A 26,528-nucleotide genomic window follows, 5' to 3' on the forward strand; every position below is an offset into this window, starting at 1 on the left:
CCGCCTTGGCAGGAACGTTTGTGGCGACCAAGCCAAGATGCATTGCGTAAGCGCTGTTATTGGCGCGGATGCAGTTCATGGCAGAATCGGCTCTAACAGGGATAGGGGGCGGGAATGAGCGATTTCTTGTGGTGGACGTTTGTCCGGTGCTGGCCGCTGGGTGAGAAATGCGAGGTAAATTGGGATGCTTGGGCTGCAGCTGGAACCTGCGCTGCAGTAGTGGTGGCACTCTTTGGGCCCATGATTCATCGCGCGTTCGTGAGGGAAAAGGCGAACGCGCTTTTTGCTTTGGCATACAGGAAGGACTTGATTGCGGCCGTGGTTCAACTGAACGCCATTGCTGAGGAGTACCCTTTTTATGACACGGATTGTTCTTGGGCAGTTAAAGCAATGCTTGAGAGAGAGGGGAAATCGCGTCAGCGCTTCCTCGTTCTTCACGGTTCCCTCGATGCCCTGACAGGCCGAGAAGTCGATCTCACCAAGTGGCCAGCCGTTGACTTGGACTTGGCTGCAAAAGTCGTGATCGCAATTGAGACAACCAAGCAGTTTCAAATGGGAGCTGAGCATTTCGCTCACCCGCCTGTCGACCGTGATTGGAACCGGATGACAAGCTCTGTCGGACGCGCCCTTTTGGATGCCTTGCTTGACGTGAACTCCGCCCGCACTGCGGTGATCACCGCAGAGAAGGCGCTGAAGAAGAGTTCTAGCAAGTCGAGCCATAAAAGCGTCGCTTGACTTCACGCCGAGACATCCATGGCCGCCAGGTCGATCTCGGTCACCTGATCGCGCAGGCGGCGGCAGGCAGCGCGAAGCGCGATCGCCATGTCCCGGCGAGTGTCGCGGCGGTAAAAGTTCAGGCCGACGAAGTGCACCGCGCCTGTATGGTCCCGAAGGAAGAGACGATAGACAACGATTCCGGACAGTACCATCTTGGTGAAGCGATTCGACTGCTGGTTGCTCATGGCGCTCGGCAGCTCGCTGACGGGCTGGCAGCCTGTATCGCAACTGCGGAACTATGGCCGCCGACGCTGCCTCAGTTCCGGATGATGTGCCTGGGAATACCGCCGTTCGACGCCGTGCGCCCAGATGCCCGCCAACAGGACGGTTTCACCAGGCTGGTCTGGCACTACCTGGAGGGGCACCGCTACCGCCTGGCGAGCGCCTAGAAGGCTGGCGAACTGCTGCCGGCGGCCTACAAACAGACAAAGGAATTCGTGATGCGCGGCGGCGAGCTGCCGGCGGCACCGGTGGCCGAGATCGCGGGCTAGGGTGCGTGAGGCCGTGCTGGCGATGCGCGAGAAGGTCGCCAAGCACATGGATGATATCGCGTGCGAGCTCAACGTGGCGATCGCCGCGGATGAACCGGCCGCTGCTGCTGTAGAGACGCCGGAGGTGCGGCAGGCAGCCTGCGGTCGACAAGAAACTGCTGCGCCGGGCGCGTCAAGCAGGCCGCTAAATGCGCGAGGCGCACAAGCCGCGCAGTGCCTTGCCGTTGTTCGAGATGGGCGAGCCCGGCCGCCTGCGGCGCAAGGAATGGGAGGCCGGCTGGGATCAGGGGTACTACGAATTGAAAATGGGAGTCGTGGCATAACCACGCTGAAGCCGGCCGACTGGTAGGAGCGCGGCGAGGAGATGATGACCCCCAAGGAGCAGCGCATGCTCAATGCTATTTGCGTCGACCTGGCCGCGGGATCGTCCTGGCACGGCAGCGCCTGACCAAGGACGACTGGTGCCACATGGTGGCCGGCACGATGCTGGGCTGGCGCCTGATGCCGGCCGATTGACCGGGGGCAGGGCGCCCTTGGTCACACCATGCTCTGCGGATCCAGACTGAAGCTGACGAAGGCGCTCGTGCGACGCTATCACCGTGCTCGTGCATATCAGCGACCACTCGGAAGAGCAGGGCATGCGTGCTCGGCCGGTGCGCTGGTCGGACACGGTTCTGTTGGGCTTGGGCCACAACCCGCGTGACTCTCAGGAGGCGGCGCGATCTACGGTGGGGTGAGCTGGCTTTCGAAAAATAAGGCTATCAAGCGCTTCTTGGGCAACCTTAATAAAAGGCAGTTGTTCCACTGCAAATTTATGCAGGAATGCGAAATCATCCGCTTGAAATGCACTGAGAGATTTCCGCGCATCCAAGTACATATAAATGGTGTTCGCATAATGAACGGTAGCAAGGACATTGTCGGATGCCTGCAGCAGATCAAGCGCGTCTATGGGGCGATTTCGAAGTTCAAGGTAGTCAGCAAGGAAGGCGAACGCTTCGCCTGGTGTGTCACTTACATCGCCTTCGCTAAGTCCGACAAGGGCTGACTCAAACTTACTGAGTTGCGGTTTGATAGAGATGGCAACTGCGCGTGCACGAAGTTTCTCGGACTGCCTCGCCTGTGCGAATTGGCGTGCAGCGGCTATCTTCATAGCTTCAGAATGAGCTTCGCGCTCTGCAGTCAGCTTGGCTTCTGCTTCTGTCTTTTCATTCGCGGCTTTCTTGCTCACGTACTCCTGCCTAACGAGTGCGATCGCGAAAGTTGCAAACGTAAGGCCCGCTTGAGTCCACGTTGCCCATTCGCTTTGAGTGACGCAAAACGAGCTGTAGAACCAGCTGCAATAAGTGACCGGATCAGCCATATCACATCCCTTGTGGTTGGTGGCGTGATTGTATGCGGGGGGCACGCCTGGTGCACAAGAACTATCGCGACCGGGCGTTGCTGGATCTGGTTTATCAGGTCGAGTGCACCTTCCAGATCGAGGATTGCTGACAAGGCGGTTTTGGTGAGTCCGCGCACAGCAACCAGAGCCGGCACGGCAAGGGCGGCGGCCTCAAGCCACACGACTGTTTCGTGGCCAGCGCTTGCCGAAGGTGCCATCGCGAGCTGGACTAGGGACGGCGCTTCACCCGAGAGGAGAAGGTCGAGATCTGGCTGCGCGGACACGAGCGCACGATGCTGGCCTTGTGGCGGATGGGCCTGATCCAAGTGGCCGCATGATCATCCGGATCGTGGTCTATGGCTCGCCGGCGCCGCAGGGAAGCAAGTCGTTCAAGGGGCTGGCCAAGAGAGGCCGGGCCATCCTCGCTGAGTCTTCCAAGAAGGTCCGGCCATGGCGGCAGGACGTGAAGCTGGCGGCCCAGCAGCTGCGAGCCCAGCTCGGGCTCCCGTCGCGCGCGGGCGCTGGCAGAGGCCGAGGATGATCTGAGCTTCTCCAAGGAGATGATCAGCCTCAGCCGACGCAGCATGTCCGACGCCCAGCGACGGATCCTTCGGGATCGGGAGGCTGCGGTGGTGCTGGCACGCGCAGGCCTGGCCGAAGAATATCTATCAGCACCTCTGCCGCATGGTCGACGCCGTGGTGCTGGAGCTGGCCAGCGGCAACCTCTGCCCGAACTCCAAGGGAGCCGGACTGGTGAGCGACAAGGTATGCCCTGAATGCAGAACTACCAGCATCGAGCCGATCACGGATCGCCGCCGCGCTCTGGCAATGGGGACCGATTCGTCGGCGGACACGCGACGATGGAAGCCAGTGTATGAGTGGCTGCTCGCTGAGCTGCACCAAGCTGGTGAGGTGGCGATGCGTAGGTTCTCCCGGGCGCTCAGCAATGCGGACTGGGCGGAGCAACCGCGCGCAGCGTGACGCCGGAAGATCATCGTCTTGCAGAGGCAACGATTTCGCTTGTAAATTTCCTACCATCGCGAGGTTTGGCCGTCGGCCAACCCGGCTTGGAAGACCCCGCCAATTGGCAGGGTCTTCGCTTTTATGGCGAAAAATTAGCCGCGCCATCCATTTTCGAAGGCAGTCCTACGACTTTCTTCGTGGTGGGCGTCCGCCGAAACAGTGTCCGCGAATGGCCCGTACTCGATCGCCCTGCTCTCGGTGAACGCCGTGTACCAGTAGGCACCGTTTCGGCGCTCAACATGCTCCACTGCGATGATCTTGCTGTTATGTTTCTTCATGTCTACACCTCATTAATACGTGGAAAGTACAGCCTGACCGTCCGGCTGTCTTTTAAACTAGTCGTTCGCAAATCAACGAGCTGCCTGGCGGGTTCAGAGAGCGCTGACGTTTGAATGGGTCGCACCCCGAGGCGCGGCGGTCGTGGAGAATGGAAACAGACGCACTACGAGTCGCTTGCGCCTGTCAGTGGCCTGTATCGACCCGGTGAGTTGTGATGCGGGCGGAATGACGCCGGGCGACTCATCGCAACAGGCGACAATGTAGGGCACGCCGCCCTGCGGCCCAGCGAACTACACGAGTGATCGAGATTCGCCAGGCAACGATTCAGGTCCTGCGGGCGCTCGTGGCCATCGACAGCGTCGCCGCACAGGCGCCGGAACGCGCTGAGCTGATTCGCGCGTGGATCGCGGATGCGTGCCACGTGCTCACCATCGACGCACGCGCTGCCGCGTACGGCGTACTCGACTATCACTTCTTCGGCTGCGGTTTCATCGAGATGGTGATGGTCGATCCAGCGCGCCGTCGCCAAGGGCTGGCCCGGATCCTGATCGAGCACCTGAAATCCGTCTGTGTACACCCCAAGATGTTTGCATCGACCAATCGTTCCAACACCCAGATGCAGGCGGTGCTTCTGCAGACCGGCTTCGAATCCAGCGGACACATCGACAACCTCGACCCCGATGATCCGGAGCTGGTGTTCTACTGCAGGATGACCCCGGACGAGGGTTGAGCCTTCGAGGCCGGGCGTGCCCTCGTCGATGCAGGCGACTGGATGAGCTGCCGTTTACGCGCAGCGTCGGCTTCGCTGCGGGTCGCGTCGTGGCAAGCCAGAGGTTCGCGATCAGAAGGTTAATGCGGGTGCCTCAATGCCCATGCAACGGCAGCGGCCGGTCAATCACCACGTCCTTCATCACCAAGGTGGATGTGAGCCGTTGCACACCGGGCAGGGCAGAGAGGTGTTCGTCGTAGAGCTGCCGGAACGCGGCCAAGTCGCGGGTGATGACGTGCAGCAGGTAGTCCGGATCGCCGAACAGGCGCTGTGCCTGCAGCACCTGTGGCACGTCGGCGACGGCATGCTCGAAGGCATCCACCGCGCGGCGGTCGCCGTCGCGCAGGGTGATGAACACCAGGGCCGAGAACTTCAGGCCCAGGGTGGCGGGATCCAGCTCGGCGCGGTAGCCGCGGATCGCGCCGGACTGCTCCAAGGCACGTACCCGGCGGTGGCAGGGCGAGACGCTCAGGCCGACGCGCTCGGCCAGTTCGGTCACGGTGAGGCGCCCGTCTTTCTGCAGCTCGGCAAGAATCCGCTGATCAGTGATGTCCATGCGCAAGAGTTTCCTCCTGATACGCGGCGCAGGGCAAGTATTTGGAAGCACATTCCAGAGTCGCGGGAATATTCTTCTGTCTGGCACGCAGATCGCGGCAAGACCGCCCTTTGGACCCCATGCAACCCAGCGTCATCATCGCCTTCTGGGCGGTTTCGATCCTCTTCGTGCTCACCCCCGGTGCGGATTGGGCGCATGCGATCGCTGCCGGCCTGCGCGGGCGGGCGGTGGTGCCTGCCGTGGCCGGGCTCTTGTCTGGCCATCTGCTGGCGATCGCGCTGGTCGCCGCGGGCGTCGGCGCGCTGTTCGCCCAGGCGCCTGCCGCGCTGCTCGTACTGACCGTGCTTGGCGCGCTGTACCTGCTGTGGCTGGGCATCGGGCTGCTGCGCCATCCGCCGGTGGCCGCAGCGGACGATGCGGGAGCGGTGACGGGATGGCGCCACTGGGCAGTCAAGGGCGCCTGCGTCAGCGGGCTCAATCCCAAGGTGCTGTTGTTGTTTTTGGCGCTGCTGCCCCAGTTCATTTCCGCCAGCGCGGCATGGGCGATGCCTGTGCAGATCATCGCGCTGGGCATGGTGCACCTGGTCAGCTGCGCGGCGGTCTATCTGGCCGTCGGGTATGGCGCCGGTGCCGTGCTGCGCACGCGCCCGCGTGCATCACGCGTGGTCGGCCGCGTCTCGGGCGCCGCCATGATCCTGATCGCTGTGCTGTTGCTGAGCGGAACCGGCACACTCTGACCCCACGTTGTCCCCACGAGGATTCTCGGCATGACCGAACAGCTCCATCCCTACGCGACGCCGGGTAGCGCCCCGGTCCCCGCACCGCGCGTGCGCATTCCGCATCTGCAGCAGATGAAGGAGCGCGGCGAAAAGTGGGCCATGCTCACTGCCTACGACATGTACACGGCGGCGATCTTCGAAGACGCTGGCATTCCGGTGCTGCTGATCGGCGACTCGGCGTCCAACAACGTGTTCGGCAACGACTCGCTGCTGCCGGTCACGGTTGATGAGCTGATGCCGCTGGTGCGCGCGGTGAGCCGCTGCACGCGGCGGCCGCTGGTGATCGCCGATCTGCCGTTCGGTTCCTATCAGGCCTCGCCGGAGCAGTGCTTCCACACGGCGGTGCGTTTCATGAAGGAAGGCGGGGCCCACGCAGTGAAGCTGGAGGGCGGCATCGAAATGGTGCCGCAGGTGCGCAAGCTGGTCAGCTGCGGCATCCCGGTGATGGCGCACATCGGCTTCACCCCGCAATCCGAGCACCAGCTCGGTGGCTTCCGCGTGCAGGGTCGTGGCGAGGATGGCGCACGCCTGATCGAGGAAGCGCGCGCGCTGGAGGCCGCAGGTGCCTTCGCGGTGCTGATGGAAATGGTGCCCGGCGCGGTTGCTGCAAAGATCACCGCCGCGCTGAAGATTCCGACGGTGGGCATCGGGGCCGGCAGCGACTGCGATGCACAGGTGCTGGTCTGGCAGGACATGGCGGGGCTGCGCACCGGCAAGCTGCCGCGCTTCGTGAAGCAGTACGCGGATATGCACGGCTTGCTTCAGAAGGCCGCGCGTGAGTTCGCGGAAGAGGTGGGGGCAGGCACGTTCCCCGGCCCGGAACACACGTTCTGATCGACGCACGTACCGCCTGAGGCGCGTGTCCACGGTATCGCCGCGCGGCGGTACCGTGTCGCCTGCGTCATCGAATCGTCATGCGGGCCACGTACCTTCGCCGCACCTGGGGGTGAGGTGGGATCGTGGCCGAACACGCAAAACGGCGTTTGGCGCGCATGTTTCAGGAACAGGGGCCGGTGTTGAGGGGATTCTTCACCCGCCGCGGTGCGCGTCAGGATGCCGAAGACATGGTGCAGGAGACCTATCTGCGCCTGCTGCGCGCACATGAGGATCAAGGCGAGGCGATCGCCAATCCGGAGGCATACCTGTTCACCGTCGCGCAGAATCTCGCACGTGAACAGGCCGCGCGCCGGCGCTGGTCGATGCTGCCCATCGATGATCTTGAGAACCTCACCACGCTGTTGACCGGCGAGGAAACCGTGGAGGACGCGGCCGAGCGTGAACAACGCCGCACGCACCTGCAGACGTTGCTGGGCACCTTGCCCGAGCACACCCGCGCTGTGCTGGTGATGCAGTATCGCGATGGGCTCAGCTACAAGGAGATCGCCGAGCGGCTCGGCGTGTCCTCGCACATGGTCAAGAAGCATGTGGTGCGCGGGCTGTCCGTGTGTCGCCGTGCGCTGGCCGGTCATGCGGAGGCGTGGTGAGCGAGATGCCCGCCCCACGCCCGTCCCTCGCCAACGAGGCCGCGCACTGGCATGCGCTGCAGCGCCAGGGCGGGGTGACCCCCGAGCAGCAACGCCAGTTCATGAAGTGGCTGGTGACCTCACCGGCGCATCTGCGCGAGTACATTACGGTCAGCCGGGTTGCCAGCGAGCTCAGCGATGCGCTGCGCGGCATGGCGGTGGACCTGGATGCGCTGATCGCTGCAGGGCCACCGGCAGCCGACGACAACGTGGTGGCGCTGCCGGTGCGGCGGCGACCTCCGCCGCCCGTGGCATCGCGCGCATCACGCCGCCACCTGCCGGGTATCGCTGCCGCTGCCGCGTTGCTGCTGGGTATAGGGGTTGTCGGCCACCTGGCCTGGCCACAGACACGTCACTACGTGGCGGCGCACGGCGCGCCGCGCAGCTTCGCGCTGCCCGATCACACCGTGGTGCATCTGAACGCGGAAAGTGAACTGTCGATCCGCTTCACCTTGTTGAGCCGCCGCGTGGAGCTGTCGCGCGGGCAGGCGAGCTTTGTGGTGGCCGAGGAACGCCGTCCCTTTGCCGTGCATGCGGCCGGTCTGGAGGTGCGCGATATAGGCACGACGTTCGACGTGTCGCTGCGGCGCGAGCAGGCGCGGATCGAGGTGGCCGAGGGCAGCGTGCAGATCCGCGGCGACTCGGGCCAGGGCCGGCTGCTCGCCGATCTTCGCGCAGGCCAGAGTGCCCACATCGACTACCACGATCAGACCGTCAGCCTCCGCCAGCAGCACACCGACACGATGACCGCGTGGTGGCGACGACGCGTCGTGTTCCAGGACGAACCGCTGCGCGAGGTGGCCGAGCAGTTCAACCGGCTCAACCGCGTGCGCCTTAAGGTGGATGACGATGTCGCCGGGGCACTGCGACTGACCGGCAACCTGCGTGGCGACGATCTTGCATCGCTTCGCACCTTCCTCGATGAGCAGCCATCGCTGCGCACACGCGTGGTCGACAAGCAGATCCACGTGAGCAGCCGATCGGCGGCGGAAACCAGCGCGGAACAACAGTAATTGCGCTATCCGCGGCTCATCGCGCGGCGCACGCCGAACGGCTGTCAAAAAAAATTCATCGAAATACCGGTGCCCGATCCTCGCCCTGCGCCCTCGTAGTCCAGGCAAGCGCGAACGATTCCGTCTCGCGACGCTCATACCACCCCACTGGACTTCTACGATGCGCCGCATTCTTTTCCTTTCGATCGCTCTTGCCCTGCAGAGCGCCGCCGTCACCGCTACCGCGCAGGAGACCCGCGTGGCCAGCGAGGCGATTCCCGCCCAGCCACTCGACCGTGCACTCAACGATCTGTCGCGCCAGACCGGCCTGCAGTTCGTCTACAACGCGCAGCAGGCCGGCAACCCGCGCACCCGCGCGATGCCGGCGGGGCTCGCCCCGCAGCAGGCACTGGAGCAGCTGCTGGACGGCACCGGCCTGCGCTATCGCTATCTCAACGACACCACGGTCACCATCGAAGCGCGCAGTGATGCCGCACCCTCGGGCACGTCCGCCGTGCCCGTCGCCACACCCGCCGTGGCATTTGAAGCGGCCCCCGCAGCGGAAGGCGCCGGCCTGCAGCAGCTGGAGCGCATCGACGTGGTCGGCAGCTACAGCCGCAGCCTGGAGCAGGCGGTGGACATCAAGCGCGCCACCATCGGTTTCTCCGACTCGATCGTGGCCACCGACGTGGCCGATTTTCCCGAGCAGAACCTGGCCGAAGCCCTGCAGCGCATGCCGGGCGTGACCATCGAGCGTGACAAGGGTCTGGGCAGCCGCGTCAACGTGCGTGGTCTGCCGTCGGAGTACACGCATGTCTCGATCAACAACCTGGCCACGGCATCGGGCAGCGGTGGTCGCGATATCGAGTTCGACATCTTCGCCTCGGAGATCATCCAGCAGGTGACGGTGCTGAAGTCGCCGACCGCCGCGGATGAGGAGGGCGGCATCGCCGGCTCGGTGCAGATCTCCACCGCGCGCCCGTTCGACTACACCGGCCGCAAGCTGGTGGCGTCGGTGGAAGGGGCGCACAACTCGATCTCCGAAGAGGTGGACCCGAAATTCTCTTTCCTGGCCAGTGACACCTGGGGCGACTGGGGTGGCCTGGTGTCCTTCGCCACGGCCAAGCGCAGCAACCGCACGGACGCGACCTCGGGCATCAACTTCCGCCCGATGTCGCGCTTCCTCGGTGCCTCGGGCACGCGCGGCACGCAGGCTGCGGCCGTCCTGGCACGCGATGCCGGCGTGGTGGTCAAGAACCGCAACAACACCGATGAAAGCAACCTGATCGTGTTCCAGGACAAAGTGGGCGACCGTGTTTTCGTCAACGACCAGGACAAGTGGGGTGCCACCGCATCGCTGCAGTACAAGCCGAGCAGCCGCTTCAGCCTGACCTTTGATGCGATGCGCGGCGGCTACGACACCACCGAAGACGAGTACGACGCGGCTGCATATTCGGCGTCCAGCCGAAGCACACTTGAGACCATCCACGATTACGACGCCAGCACGCTGTCGCAGTACGGCATCGTGGTACTGCGCGATGTCTCCTACACCGCCACCCAGCACGAAATGCTAAGCAAGGAGCGGATCAACAAGACCGATTTCAGCCAGTACAGCGTGGCGATGGATTGGCAGGGCGACACCTGGGGCGTGGATGCGATGGTCGGTTACTCCGGCGCCGACAAGACGCTGGATGCCAGCAACCTCAAGCATGTGGCCTACGCGCCCTCGCGGACCCGCTGGACCGGCAAGAGTGGCGAGACGATTCCCAGCGCCAACCCGGCCAGCATCGACATGTACAACGCCTCGGACAAGTACCTGTTCGAAGCGTACGAGACGACGCTGGAGAAGGTCAGCGATGACAAGTACGCCGCCCAGGTGGATGTGACCAAGGCGCTGGAACTGGCCTTCCTGCCGGCGCTGCGCAGCGTGCAGTTCGGCGCGCGCTACACCGACAAGTCCAAGCAGCGCGAGTATGGCGAAGCCAAGATCTACGGGCCGGCTGCGGGTGACAACAGCTGGGTGAACAAACGCACCTTGGCCGACAGTCCGCTGCAGTCGATCGGCGATATCGTGCCGGGCGGTGGCTACTCGGTGAAGGACCTGGACTGGAAGATGGTCTCCAACGACTACGCACGCAGTGCGTTCCGCTATCCGGGCTTCGCAACGCCATTCGATCCGGGCCAGTACTACCGGGTCGACGAGAACGTGACCAGCCTGTACGCGATGACCGACATCGGCTTCGATGTGGGCCGCGTGCCGGTCTCGATCAACGCCGGCGTGCGCTATGTGGACACCTCGGTGCAGTCCTCCGGCTTCCATCCGATCCAGCGGGCAGACGGTAGCACCGGCTATACCGACACGCCCGTCTCGCGCAAAGGCAGCTACAACGATCTGCTGCCGAGCCTGAATGCCACTGCCGAACTGGCCGAGGGCCTGGTGCTGCGGGGCGCCGCCTCCAAGACGTTCATCCGCCCAGCGTTGACGGATATCGCCTACAAGCGCACCGCCAGCTGGAGTTCGTTCCGCTTCACCGACGGCAATCCAGACCTGCAGCCGACCTATGCCAAGCAGTGGGAGCTGGGGCTGGAGAAGTACCTGGACAACGGCGGGCTGCTGGCGGCCTCGTACTTCCACAAGAAGATCGACGGCGTGGTGATCAATGCGCTGACCGGCGTGGTGCCGGATGTGGCGGTCTACAACGCCAACGGCTCGCTCAACGGCACCTATGATTTCGACGTGTACCAGCCGATCAATGCCGATGGCACCTACGTGGTGAAAGGCGTCGAGTTGATCGCGCAGCTGCCGCTGAGCATGCTGCACCGTTCGCTGGAAGGCTTCGGCATCAATGCCAACTACACCATGCTGGACAGCTCGCTGGCCGGCGAATCCGATCTGGGCGTGAGTACGCCGATGCCGGGGCTCTCCGAGAAGTCATACAACATGACCGTCTACTACGAGAACGACCGCTTCGACGCGCGCGTGTCGTACAACCACAAGGGTGAGTACGTCGAATCGATCGGCTACAACATGTACCCGATCTGGCGCGATGACTACGGCCAGGTGGATGTGTCGATCGGCTACCGCCTGACCGACAGCATCAAGCTCAGCCTGAAGGGCATCAACCTGACCAACCAGGCGACCACCGGCTACACGATGGATCCCGCGTTCCCGACGATGTACGAGCGCTCCGGACGGCGGATCAGCCTCGGCCTGCGCGCGGACTTCTGAGCCACCTTCGCGGTGCATCCGGAGGCACGTGCGCGTGCCCCGGATGCGTCTGCCCGTTTGTGAGGAACATCAAATGCGACATGTTTTCTTCCTGCCGCTTGTGGCCGTGCTGGCGTGGCCGGCGGTCTCGCACGCTGCCGATGACGATGCCGGCCGCAGCTGGCAGGCTGGCGACCACCATGTCCACAGCGAGTGGAGCGTGGATTGGGATCGCAGCACCACGCCGCCCACGCCGATCCGTGGCGGCGACTCGTCCTACACCCGCACCCATAATGCCCAGCAGGCGCTCGCCAACGGACTGACCTGGATGGTGCATACCGATCATGGCGGGCCGGGGCATTCGGCGGTCACCCGGGACCATGCGTGGCCGGCGCTGCTGGAGGCCCGGCGCCAGGTGCCCGGACTGATCCAGTTCAACGGCATGGAATTCGATGTGCCGGCCGGCGAGCACGCCTCGCTGATCATCGCCCCAGGCCCGGATGAGCGCGACCAGCTGGTCACGATCGAACGCGATTACAGCCGCAGTGAACCCGTGCAGGGAAGCCGCGACGACGGGCAGACCATGCTCGATGCATTGACCCACATGGGCGCACTGTCGCCGTTGCCGCTGATGTTCATCAATCACCCCTCGCGCACCGCCACGGCGATGGGCTGTTTGGGGGATGTCGAGCCCGATGAATTACGTGCCTGGCACGCCACCGCGCCGCAGGTGCTGGTCGGCATGGAAGGTGCCCCCGGCCATCAGGCCACCCGTGTCCATCGCGGCCTGTATCGCAATGCAGACGCACCCACGATGGGCGGCTTTGACCAGATGACCGCAACGGTCGGCGGCATCTGGGACACGCTGCTCTCGGAAGGCCATCGCTTCTGGATCACGGCCAGCTCCGATTCGCACGTCAACCAGCGCGATGGCGGCAGTGACTTCGATCCCGGCCAGTACAGCAAGACCCATGTCTGGGCGCGGCGGGATGCCGATGACATCCTCGATGGCCTTCGCCACGGGCGCATGTTCGCGGTGACCGGCGATCTGATCGATGCACTTGAGCTGCGTGTGACGGCGAACGACGACGATGCATCCAGTGCAACGATGGGCGGCACTCTGTCGCTGTCTACGGGTACACGCATGCGGGTGGAATTGCGGGTGCGTGTGCCGGCTTCAGCCAATCACGCTGGCCAGCACCCGGTGCTGGATCACGTCGAGTTGATCGCGGGAAGCCCCGGCAACGGCAATGGCCCCGTCATGCAGACCCGTGTGTTCGGTGCCAGCGACTGGCAGGTGGACGGCGCATGGCGCTCGGTGTCCTGGGTGTTGCCGGTTCCCGCCCGGGGCGGTTTCGTCCGCGCACGCGGCAGCAGTACCCGTGAGGTGACGCCGCTGCCCGATGCGCCAGGCGAAGATCCCTGGCAGGACCTGTGGTTCTATTCCAATCCCGTGTTTGTCGACGTCGCGCGCTGAGTTGGCGTCGATCCGGTGGTGAGTCGTGCGCGGCTGCAGATCATCGAGGTAGAGTGATCGCTTATCTCATGGACGCGGAAGGAGATGCAGATGGCGGTACGAGCGTTGTTGGAAGCCGATCTCGAACAGGCCAGCCGTGTGTGCATGGCCGCCTTCATGGGGGCGGTGGCGGAATCACTGCCCCCCCTTGGCATCGAGACGTTTTCCCGCATCGCCTCGGTGGAGGGGTTGCGTGCGCGCATGGCACAGGACAATGTGATGCTGGGGTACGCGCAGGACGATCGCATCGTCGGTGTCGCCGAGCTCAAGCAAGGGTGCCACGTCGCTATGCTGTTCGTCGATCCGGCCGCCCAGCAGCAGGGCATCGGCAGGGCACTCATGGCGGCCATGATCGAGCAGGCGCGTGTGGAGGTCCTGACCGTCAGCGCGTCGCTGTCGTCGGTGCCTGCGTATGAGCGGTACGGCTTTGCCTGCACAGGCGATGCCGCGGAGTCCTCCGGGCTGCGCTACCAGCCGATGGAAATGCGTTTGGCGTCGCGCGCCTGACTTCACGCCGTTCAGTCGGCGCGTTCACGAAGGTGAGACAGCTGGATGGCTACCGTGGAGTCCTGTCATTCAACCCGATTCGGGGAAAGGATCATCATGATCAAGTGGGCCATCATTTTTGCAGTCATCGGCCTGATCGCCGGCGCCCTCGGTTTCGCGGGCATCGGTGGCGCCGCGATCGGTATCGCCAAGTTCCTGTTCTGGGCGGGCATCATCATCGCTGTGGTGCTGTTCGTGCTGGGCATGACCATCGCCAAGAAGGTGACCTGACCCGCGGCATAAAGACGCTGCGGTTGCAGACAAAGGCCTGCGCGGTTTCGCGCAGGCCTTTTCGTTGGCGACGCCGCAGGTGCCTCGCAAGGCTTACTCGAAATACACCGATACCCCCAGCCCAGCCTGGATGTCCGGGCTGTCATCGTTCAATCCCACGTCGAACGACGCGTCCAGCTGCACGCGGGGCTTTACCATCCAGGTGACGCCGGCACCCGCAATCCGGCTCGAGGGCTCGCCGTGGGTATCGGTGAAACCGACCTCCAGATAGGTGCTCACGGTATCGGTGGCAGCGAAGCTCACGCTTGGCGCCCAGGTGACGCTGTCCTCGCTGCCACCGCGGGTCAGATTGGCGTACAGCGCGCCGGTCCAGCGATCATCGACATCGTACTCATAGCTCGCACCCAGTGCGTACTGTGTCGCGCCCTCGCTGAAGTCGCGCGAGCCGGTGGCGAAGGTGGTGCTGGCCAGCAGCGCGACGGCGTGCTTTTCCGATGACAAGGGCAGGGCGACCTTCAGCCCGACGCCCACATCGCCGGCACCGCTGCTGCGCTCGGCTGGCGTATCACGCGGTGCCACCCGCAGGTGGTTCCAGGGCGAGGTGAAGGCCTGCAGTTCGAGATGTTCAGCCACTCCGATCCGGAGCGTGATGTCGGCGCTGTACTGCGTGCTCAGCACGCCGGCGTCGTCGCGGTCGCGGCTGAAGCTGAGCAGTCCCGCCTCCAGCGCGATGCTGCCGCGGGGCAGTGTCCAGGCGGCGAAACCGATGCCGGGGCGGTCGAACGCTATGTCCGGCGGCGCGTCCTGTTGGGCGTGCACAGCACCGCAGAACAGCAGGGACAGCAGCAGGGCCGAACACCGCATGGGCATGCTCCGGGCCGGTCGATACCGGCATCAAGAGCAGTCAGCCTGCCCGTTGGCCGGAATGTAGCACGCTGTTTCAAGCGGTCACGTGCAGGTCTCGACGCCGCTCAGTGTGCTGGCAAGGTCATCGCGATCAGCGCATCGCGCATGCGCGCGCCCGCTGCGTTCTGCACGGCATCACAGCCCAGCCGGCAGGCCTCCAGGACAACACCATCGGCCGCGTGGCGTGCGGCCGTCAACCGCGCATCGCGACGCTCGTCGGCATGGTCATCCAGCACGGCATCCAGCCATGCACGTCGCGCGGCGATCCATTCCGCGTCGGCCTGGTAGGGACGGCAGTCGGAACCGATGGTCCGCGCGACCTCGAACATCTCGGCGATGTAGGCCCGGGAGAACCGGCCGTGGGCCTGGCCGTCGCGGTCCATGCGGTGCTGGATAGCGCGGTGGAGGTTGGCCACGATCGCGTGGACGGCGAGGTCATCATTGGCTGCTTGCAGCAGGCAGGTATTGGTTGCGTTGTTCATGCGCGCCTCCAGAACACCGGTGGGGAAAACAAGGGAACGTCAGATGCGGGGCAGGGCCGGATCACCCTGCCGCAGCAGGCTGCCCAACAGCGCCACCACGCGTTCGCCCTGGCCATCACAGGCCAGTTCGAACGTGGTCTGCCCGTCGAGCGCGGGCAGTGGGGAGTGCAGAATCCATTCAAGAACGGCGGCGCGGTCCGGCTCGATCTGCAGGGCCAGATCCGCGACACGACGTACGATTCCCTGACGCATGATCAGAATCCGTAACTGAGGGAGAGGGCGGCGGTATCCATGTGGTTGCCGCGGGTCATCGGGCTGTCGCGCACCGCATCGGCCAGCGAGGTGCGCCGGATCGACGCAGTGGCGGTCCAACGCGGTCCCAGCGGCATGACTGCAGCAATGTCCATGTAGGGGGAAACACCGCTGCCGGCCGAGTAGTGCGCCAGGCCGCTGCGTGCCGCTTCGCGTTCACTGACGCCGAAGTAGTAGTCGTTGAGATCGGCGCTGGTGTAGCTCACGCCAACGGCGGGCATGAAAGTCACACGGCCGGCCGGAATCGGGTAGGCGTACTTGGCGTCGGCCGAGAACCCGCCCCCGTGCCCGGTGACTTCGGCTTGCGCGTTGGCCTGCAGCACGCCCCACTCGGCCTGGTGCCGCCAGGACACGCCGAGCATGCCGGACAGGCTGCGGTTGTCGAGCTGGCGCAGTTGCGGATCGTGACTGTCGCGGCGCTTGAAGCGCATGACGTATGGCGAAGCGGTCAGGGCGAGCTCGGACTGCGCGGTCTGGTGCAGGCGATACCCCACGCTGCCGCCACGGAAGAAGAACGAACGGCCTTCCCAGCTGACGATCGGGGCGGCCAGGCGATCGGTGTCATAGCCGGCATAGGGAGCTTTGAGGGCGACGACGGCGATGCCGACGCTCCCCTTTTTGCCGGGCTGGGGGGCATCGGCGGCCTGGGCAGTGGCGGCGGTCATTGCGCTGGCCAGCGCCAGGGCAGACAGAGCGGAAAGCGGACGCGGAGAACGGAAACGGACGTGCATGGACCTGCCGAGGGGGAACAACCGGAGTGTCATGGTGGGCGCACTACATTGTCGGAACGTTACGTCTGGCGGCGCGGTACCATCGCCTCTTTCGTACCCGCAGGCACCACTTCATGCGCCTTCTTCTCCTGGAAGATGATCCGGAAATGGCCAGCGCGATCCAGGTCAGCCTGGCGCGCCACGGCATGGTGGTCGACGTGGTCGGCACGATGGCGCAGGCCGATGAAGCGCTGAAAGCCGGTGTCCATCAGATCCTGCTGCTGGACCGGCAGCTGCCGGATGGCGATGGCGCCAGCTTCGTCAAGGTGGCGCGCGAACACGTGCCCAACCTGCCAGTGATCATGCTGACCGCGCGCGCTTCGGTGGCCGACCGGGTCACCGGGCTGGACGTGGGTGCGGACGACTATCTGACCAAGCCCTTCGCCGTCGAAGAACTGCTCGCCCGGATCCGCGCGATCTCGCGGCGGCCGTCGCAGATCGCGTTGCCGCTGCTGTCACTGGGCCGCCTGCAATTCGATTTCGTCGCGCGCGAGGCACGGGTATCCGAGGTACTGCTCGCGCTGCCACGACGCCAGTTGCTGGTGCTTGAGGCACTGGCCCTGCGGCAGGGGCGTACGGTGGGGCGTGCCTCACTGCTGGAGGCCGTGTACGGGTTCGACGATGCCATCCAGTCCAACGCCCTGGATGCGCATGTCTCCAAGCTGCGCAAGGCGCTGCTGGAAGCTGATGCAGGCGTGGAAATCCACGTCATGCGCGGGATCGGCTATCTGCTCAAGGATGCACCATGAGATTACTCAAACCCGGCTCGCTCGCATTCAACCTGGCCTGGAAGGTCGGCCTGATCCAGGTGGCCACGATCGCGCTCGCCTTGAGTGCGATGGTCCTGACCTACGGCAACGGTCGCTCGGCCTATATCGACTGGAGGACCGGTGACCAGATTGCAGCGGCCATCGCATTCAGTGGCCAAGGGCTGGAGGTGGATCGGGCGAAGCTGGCCGTCGCCGTGCCCCGTCCGCCAAGCACCTTCTGGTTCGCCGCTGCCGATGAGCGCGGTCGCCGCTTGGTGCACGGTGAGGTCCCGGCGCAGTACGGCCCGTTGGTGGCGCAGCTGGAACATATTGAGCAGACCGACATCCGCACCCGTTTGCATGCAGATGCACTTGCCGCACGCGTGGTGGTCGTCGATCGACCGCAAGGACGGCTGCATGTTGCGATGGGCGGCATTCCCGAACGCAGCATTGTGCGTCAGCTGCTGTTGATCGTCCGGTACCTTGGCGGCTGGATCGCGCTGCCGGTGCTGGTGATCACATTGGTGGTGTCGCCGTGGGTCATCCACCGGGCACTGCGCGGCGTCAACCGTGTGGCCGCGCAGGCTGCGGCGATCCAGGTCAACGAGCGTGGCAGCGGCCTGGACACGCATGCCGTGCCGCTGGAGATCTATCCGCTGGTGGATGCCTTCAATGCCGCGGTGCGGCGTATCGGCGAAAGCTACGACGCGCAGGATCGCTTCCTCGCCGGTGCGGCGCACGAGCTGCGGATGCCGATTGCGATCCTGGCCACGCGACTGGCCGATCTGCCGCCCGGCGATGCACGTTCACGCCTGCAGCTGGACCTGAGTCGCCTGAGCAACATCGCCGAACAGTTGCTGGATCTGCAGCGGTTGGATCGACATGGCAGCCAGTCGCAGCGGATCGATCTGTCCGCGCTGACCCGCGACGTGGCTGCCGATGTAGCCCCGCTGGTGGTGGACGCCGGTTACGGCTTTTCGGTGGACGCACCTGATCAGCCGATCTGGGTGCGCGGTGATCCGCATGCGCTGCACAGGGTTATCGCCAGCCTGCTGCAGAACGCCATCGCCCACGGCGGCGGCCGCGGCATGATCGCGGTGGCGCTGTGCGATGACGGGGGCCTGTCGGTCAGCGATGAAGGCCCTGGCGTGCCGGAGGCGGAGCGATTGTCCGTATTCGAGCCGTTCCACCGGTTGCGGCCCAGTGGCAGTGGCAGCGGGCTGGGCCTCCATCTGGCGCGCGAAATCGTGTTGCGCCATGCGGGCACCATCGCGGTGGACAGTGCCCCCGGCGGCGGCGCGCGGTTCCTGGTGGTGTTGCCGGTGGACCCGCGTCCGTTACCCGGCACGGCCCTGGCATGACCAGGAGTGGCTGATCAGCCCGGCGGCGGGTCCGCCGGTGCCGCGCAGTACGTATCGATCGCCTTGGCAGTGTTCTCCACGCCCTTGGCGCTGGCCAGCTCCCAAGGCCGTTCGCAGCGCTGGGTGCGGCCGCACCATCGGTAACCGGCAGAGCCGATGCAGCCGTGCTCGTCGCGGTCGGCACCCGGCATGCGGGAGGTGGTGGGGGCGGCGGGCGGCGCATGGGGCGCGCAGGCCGTAAGCGTGATCACCGCAAGCGCGGCGCTCAGGGAAAACAGCACAGGTCGGGTGGACATGCAGGCTCCGGACCGCGGATGCGATGAGCGACAGTCTCGCGCTGGCTCGGTCGATGGTGCGTGCACGCTGGTGCCTGCCAGCGAGCGCCGCACGGGCCGTTCAACCGGAGAGTTTTCACCCCTCCATCACCGTGCGTGGGCTGTGATGAAGCTCTGCACGGCCTGCGTTGTTCTAGGGCGTGGCCACCATCAGCAGGGAACGATGATGCGTTGGAAAGGGGTGCTCTTGCTCGGCGTGTGTGGGGTCTCACCGGCCGTGGCGGCGGAGTCAGCCTGGCAGGGCAGGGGAGTGTTGTGGACGTGCTGTCGCAACGGGCGCACCTGGCGCGCGATTGGGTGGATCCGGTACTCGGCATACGGCTGGGCTGGACGCTGGCCGAGCGCCACGCAATGACGGTGTGGATGATGGGCAGCGACAGCGACGATGTCACCGTCGATGCGATGGCGAGCTATGGGTACCGCGTTACCTTGCATGCGTGGCTGCGAGTGGGCTACCGCTACATGACATTGCGCCAGGTCGGACGCCGTTTCGACGTGGATATCGCCGTCTCCGGTCCGGGCATCGGGCTGGAAGCACGGTTCTGATCGACACCGCCAGGAGGCACTGCATGAAGACCGTGTTGTCGTTGCGTCACGTTGCGCTCGCCGTTGCATTGACCTGTGTCTCCGCCCAGGCCGATGCCTGCACGCGTGTGGTGTACCTGGGCGACAACCAGGATGTCATCACCGCGCGTTCGATGGACTGGAAGACCGATGTGGCCACCAACCTCTGGGTACTGCCCAAAGGGATTGCACGCGACGGTCTGGCCGGGCCGCGTTCGATCCGCTGGACGTCGCGATACGGCAGTGTGGTCGCGACCGGCTACGACATCTCCACTACCGATGGTCTCAACGAGGCGGGACTGTCGGCCAACCTGCTGTGGCTCGCCGAATCGGAGTATCCGCATCAGCGCGGCGCCAAGCCGGGACTTTCGATGTCGTTGTGGGCGCAGTATGTGCTCGACAATTTCGCTACCGTCGCCGAGGCGGTGGCCGCGCTGGAGCGTGAGCCGTTTACGATCGTGACCGACAAGGTTCCTGGTGAGTCGCGGCTGGCCACCTTGCACCTGTCGATGTCCGATGCGACCGGCGACAGCGCGATCGTGGAGTACATCAACGGCAAGCAGGTGATCCATCACGATCGCGCCTACCAGGTGATGACCAACTCGCCGGTGTTCGATCAACAGCTGGCGCTCAACACCTACTGGCAGGACATCGGCGGCACGGTGATGCTGCCGGGGACGAACCGTTCGGCCGATCGCTTCGCGCGCGCGAAGTTCTACATCAACGCGATTCCCAAAAGCGAAGATCCGGTGGTGGCACTGGCCAGTGTGTTCAGCGTGATCCGCAATGTGTCCGTGCCGTATGGCATCACCACGCCGGGCGAACCGAACATCTCCTCCACGCGCTGGCGGACCGTGGCGGATCACAAGCGGAAACTGTACTTCTTCGAATCGGCGATGACGCCCAACACCTTCTGGGTGGACCTCAACAAGGCCGACTTCACGCGCGGTGCGCCGGTGCTCAAGCTCGACCTGGGGCCGGATCAGCGCAATGTGTTCGCCGGCGATGCGCTGCCCCGGTTCCAGCCGGCCGAGCCGTTCCGTTTCCTGGGGATCGAAGGGTAAGCCGCCCGCAAAATCAGACTAATCCGATATCAAAGGGCTGTGGCCTGCTCTATCGTTCCTGCCGAGGGATGGATCCCTCCCGTCGTGAGCTTCGCCTCGACGCGCCTGCGCCTGCAGTCGCGCCGTTCGTCATCTCGCCCAGGCATGCCGCAAAGGAACGATCCGCATGGTGATCAAACTGCAACACATCGAACGCCGCTGGCACGTCGTGCACCCGGCTAAATCCGCACCGATTGCCTTCCGCAGCGGCGCGACCGCCTTCGATTTCGCCGATGCCCTGGCGCGCGAGCACTTCGCCGAAACCGGTGACAGCAGCGCGGTGCGGGTCCAGGTGCTGGAAACCTATGTGGATGCGGTCCGCTACGGCTGAGCGTGCTCTGATCCGGTCGTCCGCCTCGATGTCACCACGCATCTTTGACTCAGTCAGCTTCGCGTCGGGTACCTAAATAGGGGATGAAATCAGCGACTTATGGCCTATGTCGCCCGGAAGGGGGATCACCGATCCTGTGCGCCTCCCCCAACACGTAACGAGGACCCCATGTCGAACAACAGCCCCTCCCAGGCAGCCAGACGATTGCGCTGGGCCGTGGTGCCCGCGCTGGTGGCGCTGGCCGGCGCCGCCCAGGCGCAGAACTACGACCGCTATTACGACGACGGTTACAACGGTGGCCCGGTCCGCTGCGAATCGATCAAGAACCGCACGCAGCAGTGCGCGCTGCCGGGTCGCGCCCGTCTGGTGCGGCAGATCTCCGGCTCGCCGTGCGTTGAAGGTCAGACCTGGGGCCAGGCACGCGGCGGCGTGTGGGTGACGCAGGGCTGCCGTGCCGAGTTCGTTGCCGAAGGTGGCCGCGGTGGCGGTCGCTGGAATGGCGGCGGCAACGGCTGGGGGCACAACGGCGGCGGCAACAGCGGCCGGGGGCAGATTCTGACCTGCGATTCCAATGACCATCGCCGTCAGCGCTGCGTCGCCAATGTCCGCCGCGAGGCGCGGCTGATTCGCCAGACCTCGCGCAACGCGTGTATCGAAGGGCGGACCTGGGGCTGGGACCGCACGGGCGTCTGGGTGGACGGCGGCTGCCGCGCCCAGTTCCAGATCTACTGAGTACCGGCGCACGGCGCCTGGGCGCTTCCTGAGCGCTCAAACGAACGAGGCCGCGTCAATGGGACGCGGCCTCGGTGCTTTTCCTGAGCGCTCACCCAGTGGGGCGGGCCGTGATTCAGCCTGCCGCGCTGAGTGTCTGGCCGCTCTTGACCAGCATCGGCCAACGCTTGAGCACGGCCTGGCGAATGCCATCGGCATCGATGCCGGCTTCGGCCAGCAGGTCTTCGCGGCTGGCATGGTGCTGGAAGCTGTCCGGCAGGCCTAGGTGCAGGAACGGCTTGAGCACGTTCTCGGCATTGAGCAGCTCGGCCACGCCGGAGCCGGCGCCGCCGGCGACCACGTTGTCTTCGATGGTCACAAAGCCTTCGTGGCGCTGCGCGAGTTCCAGCAGCAGGGCACGGTCCAGCGGCTTGATGAAACGCATGTTGACCACGGTCAGGCCCAACTCGCGGCCGACCTGTTCGGCGGCCGTCAGGGTGCTGCCGAAGGCGAGCAGGGCGATGCGGTTGCCCTGCAGACGCAGCTCGGCCTTGCCGATCTCCAGCGTCGACAGATCCGTGCCGGCGGCAATGCCGGTGCCGCTGCCACGCGGATAACGCACCGCAGCCGGGCCGGCGTAGCGCAGGCCGGTGGTCAGCATCTGGCGGCATTCGGCCTCATCGGAGGGCGCCATCACCACCATGTGCGGGACACAGCGCAGGAAGCTCAGGTCCAGATTGCCGGCATGGGTCGCGCCATCCGGGCCGACCACACCGGCGCGGTCGATCGCGAACAGCACATCCAGCTCCTGCACGGCCACGTCGTGGACCAGCTGGTCGTAGGCGCGCTGCAGGAAGGTCGAGTAGATCGCCACCACCGGCTTGGCGCCCTGGGTGGCCATGCCGGCCGCCAGGGTCACCGCGTGCTGCTCGGCGATGGCCACATCGAAGTAGCGCTCCGGGTATTCCTTGCTGAAACGCACCAGGCCCGAGCCTTCGCGCATCGCCGGGGTGATGCCCATCACCTTCGGTTCGGCCGCGGCGGCATCGCACAGCCAGTCACTGAAGACGTCGGTATAGGTCGGCTTCTTGGCCCCGCCCTTGGAAACCAGGCCCTTGTCCGGATCGAACGGGCCGACCGCGTGATACCCGATCTGATCACCTTCGGCGCGCTCGTAGCCCTTGCCCTTGGTGGTCATCACGTGCAGCAGCTTCAGTCCCTTCAGGCTCTTGAGCGTCTTCAGCGTGGCGACCAGCGCCGGCACGTCGTGGCCGTCGATCGGGCCGGTGTAATGGAAGCCCATTTCCTCGAAGAACGTGGACGGCACGAACATGCCCTTCCAGTGCTCTTCCCAGCGCTTGACGAAGCGCGCGGTGGGGTTGTGCTTCTTGTCGCCGAGGATCTTCTTGCCGCCTTCGCGCAGCGCATTGAGCGTGCGGCTGCCGGTGGCGCGACCGAGCATCTTGGTCAGCCCGCCCACGGCCTCGGAGATCGACATGTTGTTGTCGTTGAGGATCACCAGCAGGTTCGGTTCCTGCTCCATGCCGCCGGCGTGGTTGAGCGCCTCGTAAGCCATGCCGGCGGTCATCGCGCCATCGCCGATCACGGCCACGACCTTGCGGTCATCGCCTTCGGCCTGGCGTGCGATCGCCATGCCCAGCGCCGCCGAGATGGAGGTGGAGGAATGGCCGACGCCGAAGGTGTCGTACTCGCTTTCCTCGCGCTTGGGGAACGGCGCCACGCCGTCCTTCTGCTTGACCGTGTGAATCTCGTCGCGGCGTCCGGTCAGGATCTTGTGCGGGTAGGTCTGATGACCCACATCCCAGACCAGCTGATCGACGGGCGTCTGATACAGGTAGTGCAGGGCGACGGTCAGTTCGATCACGCCCAGGCCGGCGCCGAAATGGCCGCCGCTCTTGCCCACCGACTCAATCAGGTAGGCACGCAGTTCATCCGCGATCGCGGGCAGTTCGGATTCTTCGAACCTGCGCAGGTCATCCGGTGACTGGATGCGCGCAAGGCGGGGATAGCGGGCGGAATCGATCATGTTTATCGCGCTTCTTCTGAGCGCCTATTTTCCCCCCCAAATGAGGGTGGGGCAAGCAAACCGCCTTTTCAGTGAGTAAACGGTGAGGGTGGCTGCGACAGAACGTCGCAGCGCGCTCACGCGCAGAGCTTGGAACGCTTGGGCAACTGCGCCTTCAGGAATGCCATCTGATCGGCCAGGATGTTCCGGTTGGACAGGATCATATGCTCGATCCAGCTCGGCCGGTACGGCACCGCCAGCAGCGGCATGCCGGCCTGCTGCGGGGTGCGGTTGCTCTTGCGCGAGTTGCAGTGGAAGCAGGCGCTGACCACGTTCTCCCACACATCCAGGCCGCCCTTGGAGATCGGCATGACGTGGTCACGGGTCAGTTGGGGGCGATTGAACTGTTGCCCGCAGTACAGGCACAGGTGCGAATCGCGCGCGAACAGCGCGGGATTGGACAGATTCGGGGTCGGGTCGATCGCGCGGGAGCGGGCGTGGCCGCGGGCAGCGATGATCGGGTGCAGGTCCAGACCACTCTGCAGGCCGGTGGTACGGCAGATGCCGCCGTGGATGTGCAGGCAGGGGTCGCCGAGCGTCCAGGCCACCGCGCCACGCGCGTAGAGGCAGGAGGCATCCTGCCAGTTGATCCAGTCGAGTACGCGTCCGTGGGCGTCCAGGGCCAATAACCGCACCGAGCCGGGCCGATGCAGCGTAACGATCGGCGACACCTCAGCGACCGGGGCGGACGAGGCTCCGGTATCGATCAGACCCAAGCGTGTAGTGTCTGTCTCCATCGGGAAAACAGCTTATACCCGAATCGTTACCAAATGGGTATAGGCGGCAAGCGCCTACCCATTTGGTAACGATTCGGACAGGCATTCCACCTAAGCCCCGCGCCTGTCGGCGCGCCCCCCTTGAACATCAAGGGGGCTTTTCTCCAGAAGGTGTATCGGGGTGCCGACCAACGGCCAGCACCTGCGTGGTCCAGGCGGCCGATCAGCCTTCGCCGAAATGCGCGTCGGTCATCGCCATCAACGGTTCGGCGCCGGACTGGATCGCGGCGGCGTGGCTGAGGGTGCGCGGCAGCACGCGGGCGAAGTAGAAGCGGGCCGTCTCGCGCTTGGCCTGCTTGAACGCGTCGCTCTGCGCGGAGGCCTCGGCGGCGGCGACGCTGCGGGCCCACCAGTAGGCCAGCACCACATAGCCCGAGTAGAACAGGTAATCGAAGCTGGCTGCGCCGAGTTCATCGGGGTTGGTGGCCGCGCGCTGCAGGGTCGCCATGGTCAGCTTGGCCCACTCGTCGGCCTTGGCGCGCAGCGGGGCAATGAATTCGGCCAGCGCTTCGTTGCCTTCATTGGCCTTGGCGAAGGCCTCGATCTCGGCCAGCATCAGCTTCAGCCCCGCGCCCTGGCTGGAGGCGGTCTTGCGGCCGATCAGGTCCAGCGCCTGGATGCCGGTGGTGCCTTCATACAGCGTGGTGATGCGCGCATCGCGGGCCAGCTGCTCCATGCCGTGCTCGCGGATGTAGCCGTGGCCACCGAAGCACTGCAGCGCGTTGTAGGTGTTCTCGATACCCCATTCGGTCTGGCAGGCCTTGGAGATCGGGGTCAGGAAGCTCACCAGCGTGTCCGCGCGTTCGCGCTCGCCGGCATCCTCGGCGTGGTGGGCGACGTCGATCAGGGTGGCCGCGTGCAGGGCCAGCAGGCGGCTGCCTTCGACCAGCGATTTGATGGTCAGCAGCATGCGCCGCACATCCGGGTGGACCAGGATCGGGTCGGCCGGCTTTTCCGGGTTCTTCGCACCGCTCAGCGAACGCGACTGCAGGCGCTCGCGGGCGTACTTCAGTGCGTTCTGGTAGGCCCGCTCGGACAGGCCGATGCCCTGCAGGCCGACGCCCAGGCGCGCGGTGTTCATCATGGTGAACATTGCCTGCAGGCCCTTGTGCGGCTGACCCACCAGGTAGCCTTCGGCACCGTCGAAGTTCATCACGCAGGTGACCGAGCCCTTGATGCCCATCTTGTGTTCGATCGAGCCGCAGCGCAGCGCATTGCGCTCGCCCACCTTGCCCTCGCGATCGACCTTGAACTTCGGGGTGACGAACAGCGAAATGCCCTTGGCCCCGGCCGGTGCGTCGGGCAGCTTGGCCAGCACCAGGTGCACGATGTTGTCGGTGAGGTCGTGCTCGCCGGCGGTGATGAAGATCTTGGTGCCGGTGATCGCATAGCTGCCATCCGCGTTCGGCTCGGCCTTGGTCTTGAGCAGGCCAAGATCGGTGCCGCAATGCGGTTCGGTCAGGCACATGGTGCCGGTCCAGCGGCCGTCGATCAGCGGCTTGAGGAAGGCGTCCTGCTGCCAGGCCTCGCCATGCTGCTTGAGCGCTTCAATCGCACCGTGCGAGAGCAGCGGGAAGTTGCCCCATGCCAGGTTGGCGGCATTGATCATTTCATTGAGCGGCACGCCCAACGTATGCGGCAGGCCTTGGCCACCCAGTTCCGGTGCAGCGGTCAGACCGGTCCAGCCGCCGTCTACGAACTGGGCGTAGGCCTGCTTGAAGCCCGGCGGGGTGGTGACCTCGCCGGTGGCCTGGTCGAGGACGCAGCCGATCTCATCGCCCACGCTGTTCAACGGCGCCAGCACGCTGGCACTGAAACGGCCTGCTTCTTCCAGCACGGCATCCACCACATCGGCGGTGGCATCGGTCAGGCCAAGGCGCGCGAACAGCGGCTCGACCTTGAGCACGTCATGCAGGGCGAAACGGATATCGGAAAGCGGGGCGGTGTAGCTGCTCATCGGGGACAGTCTCG

Annotated in this window: 29 protein-coding genes; 18 read left to right on the forward strand and 11 right to left on the reverse strand. The window is 65.0% G+C overall.

Features of this window, described 5'->3' with window-relative positions:
* Positions 1-114 precede the first annotated feature (114 nt).
* Positions 115-735 carry a hypothetical protein gene (locus tag EDF74_RS14080; RefSeq protein WP_148045956.1) on the forward strand — a complete coding sequence of 207 codons (621 nt, stop codon included), beginning with the start codon at positions 115-117 and terminating at the stop codon, positions 733-735.
* Positions 736-737: 2 nt separating this feature from the next.
* On the opposite strand, the gene EDF74_RS14085 is transcribed toward EDF74_RS14080, so the two are convergent.
* Positions 738-962 carry a hypothetical protein gene (locus tag EDF74_RS14085; protein ID WP_123730661.1) on the reverse strand — a complete coding sequence of 75 codons (225 nt, stop codon included), beginning with the start codon at positions 960-962 and terminating at the stop codon, positions 738-740.
* Positions 963-1,456: 494 nt separating this feature from the next.
* On the opposite strand from EDF74_RS14085, the gene EDF74_RS18360 reads away from it, so the two are divergent.
* Complete coding sequence (locus tag EDF74_RS18360) at positions 1,457-1,591, forward strand: hypothetical protein (RefSeq protein WP_260232262.1); 135 nt, start codon at positions 1,457-1,459, stop codon at positions 1,589-1,591.
* A gap of 383 nt (positions 1,592-1,974) precedes the next feature.
* Here the strand turns inward: EDF74_RS18360 and EDF74_RS18135 are convergent, their stop codons facing one another.
* Entirely contained in the window at positions 1,975-2,496 is a 522-nt protein-coding gene (locus EDF74_RS18135) for a hypothetical protein (protein ID WP_148045957.1), read from the reverse strand.
* 837 nt (positions 2,497-3,333) lie between these two features.
* Between EDF74_RS18135 and EDF74_RS14105 the strand changes: the two genes are divergently transcribed.
* Positions 3,334-3,630 (forward strand): hypothetical protein, encoded by a 297-nt coding sequence (locus EDF74_RS14105; protein WP_123730663.1) that lies wholly within the window; start codon positions 3,334-3,336, stop codon positions 3,628-3,630.
* 619 nt (positions 3,631-4,249) lie between these two features.
* Positions 4,250-4,681: a GNAT family N-acetyltransferase gene (locus EDF74_RS14115; protein WP_221180346.1), complete on the forward strand. Its 432-nt coding sequence runs from the start codon at positions 4,250-4,252 to the stop codon at positions 4,679-4,681.
* A gap of 133 nt (positions 4,682-4,814) precedes the next feature.
* Here EDF74_RS14115 and EDF74_RS14120 read toward each other — a convergent pair whose 3' ends face one another.
* Positions 4,815-5,276: an Lrp/AsnC family transcriptional regulator gene (locus tag EDF74_RS14120; protein ID WP_123730665.1), complete on the reverse strand. Its 462-nt coding sequence runs from the start codon at positions 5,274-5,276 to the stop codon at positions 4,815-4,817.
* Positions 5,277-5,395: 119 nt separating this feature from the next.
* Here EDF74_RS14120 and EDF74_RS14125 point away from each other — a divergent pair, with 119 nt between their 5' ends.
* The 8 genes from EDF74_RS14125 (at position 5,396) to EDF74_RS14160 (ending at position 14,071) form a co-directional block, all read left to right on the forward strand.
* A complete protein-coding gene (locus EDF74_RS14125; RefSeq protein WP_123730666.1) occupies positions 5,396-6,013 on the forward strand; it encodes a LysE family translocator in 618 nt (205 codons plus the stop codon).
* A 30-nt stretch (positions 6,014-6,043) separates the two neighbouring features.
* Positions 6,044-6,889: a 3-methyl-2-oxobutanoate hydroxymethyltransferase gene (gene panB / locus EDF74_RS14130; RefSeq protein ID WP_123730667.1), complete on the forward strand. Its 846-nt coding sequence runs from the start codon at positions 6,044-6,046 to the stop codon at positions 6,887-6,889.
* Positions 6,890-7,014: 125 nt separating this feature from the next.
* Complete coding sequence (locus tag EDF74_RS14135) at positions 7,015-7,539, forward strand: RNA polymerase sigma factor (protein WP_184997243.1); 525 nt, start codon at positions 7,015-7,017, stop codon at positions 7,537-7,539.
* A 5-nt stretch (positions 7,540-7,544) separates the two neighbouring features.
* Positions 7,545-8,591, forward strand: a complete 1,047-nt coding sequence (locus tag EDF74_RS14140) for a FecR family protein (RefSeq protein ID WP_221180348.1) — start codon at positions 7,545-7,547, stop codon at positions 8,589-8,591.
* 160 nt (positions 8,592-8,751) lie between these two features.
* Positions 8,752-11,799 (forward strand): TonB-dependent receptor, encoded by a 3,048-nt coding sequence (locus tag EDF74_RS14145; RefSeq protein WP_123730670.1) that lies wholly within the window; start codon positions 8,752-8,754, stop codon positions 11,797-11,799.
* A gap of 73 nt (positions 11,800-11,872) precedes the next feature.
* A complete protein-coding gene (locus EDF74_RS14150; protein WP_184997245.1) occupies positions 11,873-13,255 on the forward strand; it encodes a hypothetical protein in 1,383 nt (460 codons plus the stop codon).
* Between the two features lie 108 nt (positions 13,256-13,363).
* On the forward strand, positions 13,364-13,801 hold the full coding sequence (locus EDF74_RS14155; RefSeq protein WP_260232263.1) for a GNAT family N-acetyltransferase: 438 nt from the start codon (positions 13,364-13,366) through the stop codon (positions 13,799-13,801).
* 96 nt (positions 13,802-13,897) lie between these two features.
* Positions 13,898-14,071: a DUF1328 family protein gene (locus EDF74_RS14160; RefSeq protein WP_019182774.1), complete on the forward strand. Its 174-nt coding sequence runs from the start codon at positions 13,898-13,900 to the stop codon at positions 14,069-14,071.
* 93 nt (positions 14,072-14,164) lie between these two features.
* Here the strand turns inward: EDF74_RS14160 and EDF74_RS14165 are convergent, their stop codons facing one another.
* The 4 genes from EDF74_RS14165 to EDF74_RS14180 all read right to left on the reverse strand — a co-directional run bounded on the left by EDF74_RS14165 (position 14,165) and on the right by EDF74_RS14180 (position 16,436).
* On the reverse strand, positions 14,165-14,935 hold the full coding sequence (locus EDF74_RS14165) for a transporter (protein ID WP_123730671.1): 771 nt from the start codon (positions 14,933-14,935) through the stop codon (positions 14,165-14,167).
* A 107-nt stretch (positions 14,936-15,042) separates the two neighbouring features.
* On the reverse strand, positions 15,043-15,459 hold the full coding sequence (locus tag EDF74_RS14170; protein WP_123730672.1) for a hypothetical protein: 417 nt from the start codon (positions 15,457-15,459) through the stop codon (positions 15,043-15,045).
* A 39-nt stretch (positions 15,460-15,498) separates the two neighbouring features.
* Positions 15,499-15,711: a hypothetical protein gene (locus EDF74_RS14175; RefSeq protein WP_123730673.1), complete on the reverse strand. Its 213-nt coding sequence runs from the start codon at positions 15,709-15,711 to the stop codon at positions 15,499-15,501.
* Positions 15,712-15,713: 2 nt separating this feature from the next.
* Positions 15,714-16,436: a MipA/OmpV family protein gene (locus EDF74_RS14180; RefSeq protein WP_260232264.1), complete on the reverse strand. Its 723-nt coding sequence runs from the start codon at positions 16,434-16,436 to the stop codon at positions 15,714-15,716.
* Between the two features lie 179 nt (positions 16,437-16,615).
* On the opposite strand from EDF74_RS14180, the gene EDF74_RS14185 reads away from it, so the two are divergent.
* The gene (locus EDF74_RS14185; protein WP_123730675.1) at positions 16,616-17,290 is read left to right on the forward strand and encodes a response regulator transcription factor; all 675 of its coding nucleotides are present in this window, start codon (positions 16,616-16,618) and stop codon (positions 17,288-17,290) included.
* Positions 17,287-18,651, forward strand: coding sequence for a sensor histidine kinase (locus tag EDF74_RS14190; RefSeq protein ID WP_123730676.1), 1,365 nt, complete (start codon positions 17,287-17,289; stop codon positions 18,649-18,651). The genes EDF74_RS14185 and EDF74_RS14190 overlap by 4 nt, the downstream gene beginning before the upstream one ends.
* 14 nt (positions 18,652-18,665) lie before the next feature.
* Here the strand turns inward: EDF74_RS14190 and EDF74_RS14195 are convergent, their stop codons facing one another.
* The gene (locus EDF74_RS14195; protein WP_123730677.1) at positions 18,666-18,947 is read right to left on the reverse strand and encodes a peptidase; all 282 of its coding nucleotides are present in this window, start codon (positions 18,945-18,947) and stop codon (positions 18,666-18,668) included.
* A 300-nt stretch (positions 18,948-19,247) separates the two neighbouring features.
* On the opposite strand from EDF74_RS14195, the gene EDF74_RS14200 reads away from it, so the two are divergent.
* The 4 genes from EDF74_RS14200 to EDF74_RS14215 all read left to right on the forward strand — a co-directional run bounded on the left by EDF74_RS14200 (position 19,248) and on the right by EDF74_RS14215 (position 21,716).
* On the forward strand, positions 19,248-19,532 hold the full coding sequence (locus tag EDF74_RS14200; protein ID WP_148045959.1) for a hypothetical protein: 285 nt from the start codon (positions 19,248-19,250) through the stop codon (positions 19,530-19,532).
* A gap of 23 nt (positions 19,533-19,555) precedes the next feature.
* The gene (locus EDF74_RS14205; RefSeq protein WP_123730679.1) at positions 19,556-20,614 is read left to right on the forward strand and encodes a linear amide C-N hydrolase; all 1,059 of its coding nucleotides are present in this window, start codon (positions 19,556-19,558) and stop codon (positions 20,612-20,614) included.
* A 166-nt stretch (positions 20,615-20,780) separates the two neighbouring features.
* Positions 20,781-20,984 (forward strand): hypothetical protein, encoded by a 204-nt coding sequence (locus tag EDF74_RS14210; RefSeq protein ID WP_123730680.1) that lies wholly within the window; start codon positions 20,781-20,783, stop codon positions 20,982-20,984.
* 168 nt (positions 20,985-21,152) lie between these two features.
* Positions 21,153-21,716 carry a DUF3011 domain-containing protein gene (locus tag EDF74_RS14215; RefSeq protein WP_123730681.1) on the forward strand — a complete coding sequence of 188 codons (564 nt, stop codon included), beginning with the start codon at positions 21,153-21,155 and terminating at the stop codon, positions 21,714-21,716.
* A gap of 115 nt (positions 21,717-21,831) precedes the next feature.
* Here the strand turns inward: EDF74_RS14215 and dxs are convergent, their stop codons facing one another.
* The 3 genes from dxs to EDF74_RS14230 form a co-directional block, all read right to left on the reverse strand.
* The gene (gene dxs / locus EDF74_RS14220; protein WP_123730682.1) at positions 21,832-23,742 is read right to left on the reverse strand and encodes a 1-deoxy-D-xylulose-5-phosphate synthase; all 1,911 of its coding nucleotides are present in this window, start codon (positions 23,740-23,742) and stop codon (positions 21,832-21,834) included.
* A gap of 116 nt (positions 23,743-23,858) precedes the next feature.
* Positions 23,859-24,518: an HNH endonuclease gene (locus EDF74_RS14225; protein WP_123730683.1), complete on the reverse strand. Its 660-nt coding sequence runs from the start codon at positions 24,516-24,518 to the stop codon at positions 23,859-23,861.
* A 202-nt stretch (positions 24,519-24,720) separates the two neighbouring features.
* Positions 24,721-26,514: an acyl-CoA dehydrogenase C-terminal domain-containing protein gene (locus EDF74_RS14230; protein ID WP_123730684.1), complete on the reverse strand. Its 1,794-nt coding sequence runs from the start codon at positions 26,512-26,514 to the stop codon at positions 24,721-24,723.
* Between the last annotated feature and the right edge of the window lie 14 nt (positions 26,515-26,528).

The sequence above is a fragment of the Stenotrophomonas rhizophila genome, from assembly GCF_003751305.1.
GTDB classification, from domain to species: Bacteria; Pseudomonadota; Gammaproteobacteria; order Xanthomonadales; family Xanthomonadaceae; genus Stenotrophomonas; species Stenotrophomonas rhizophila_B.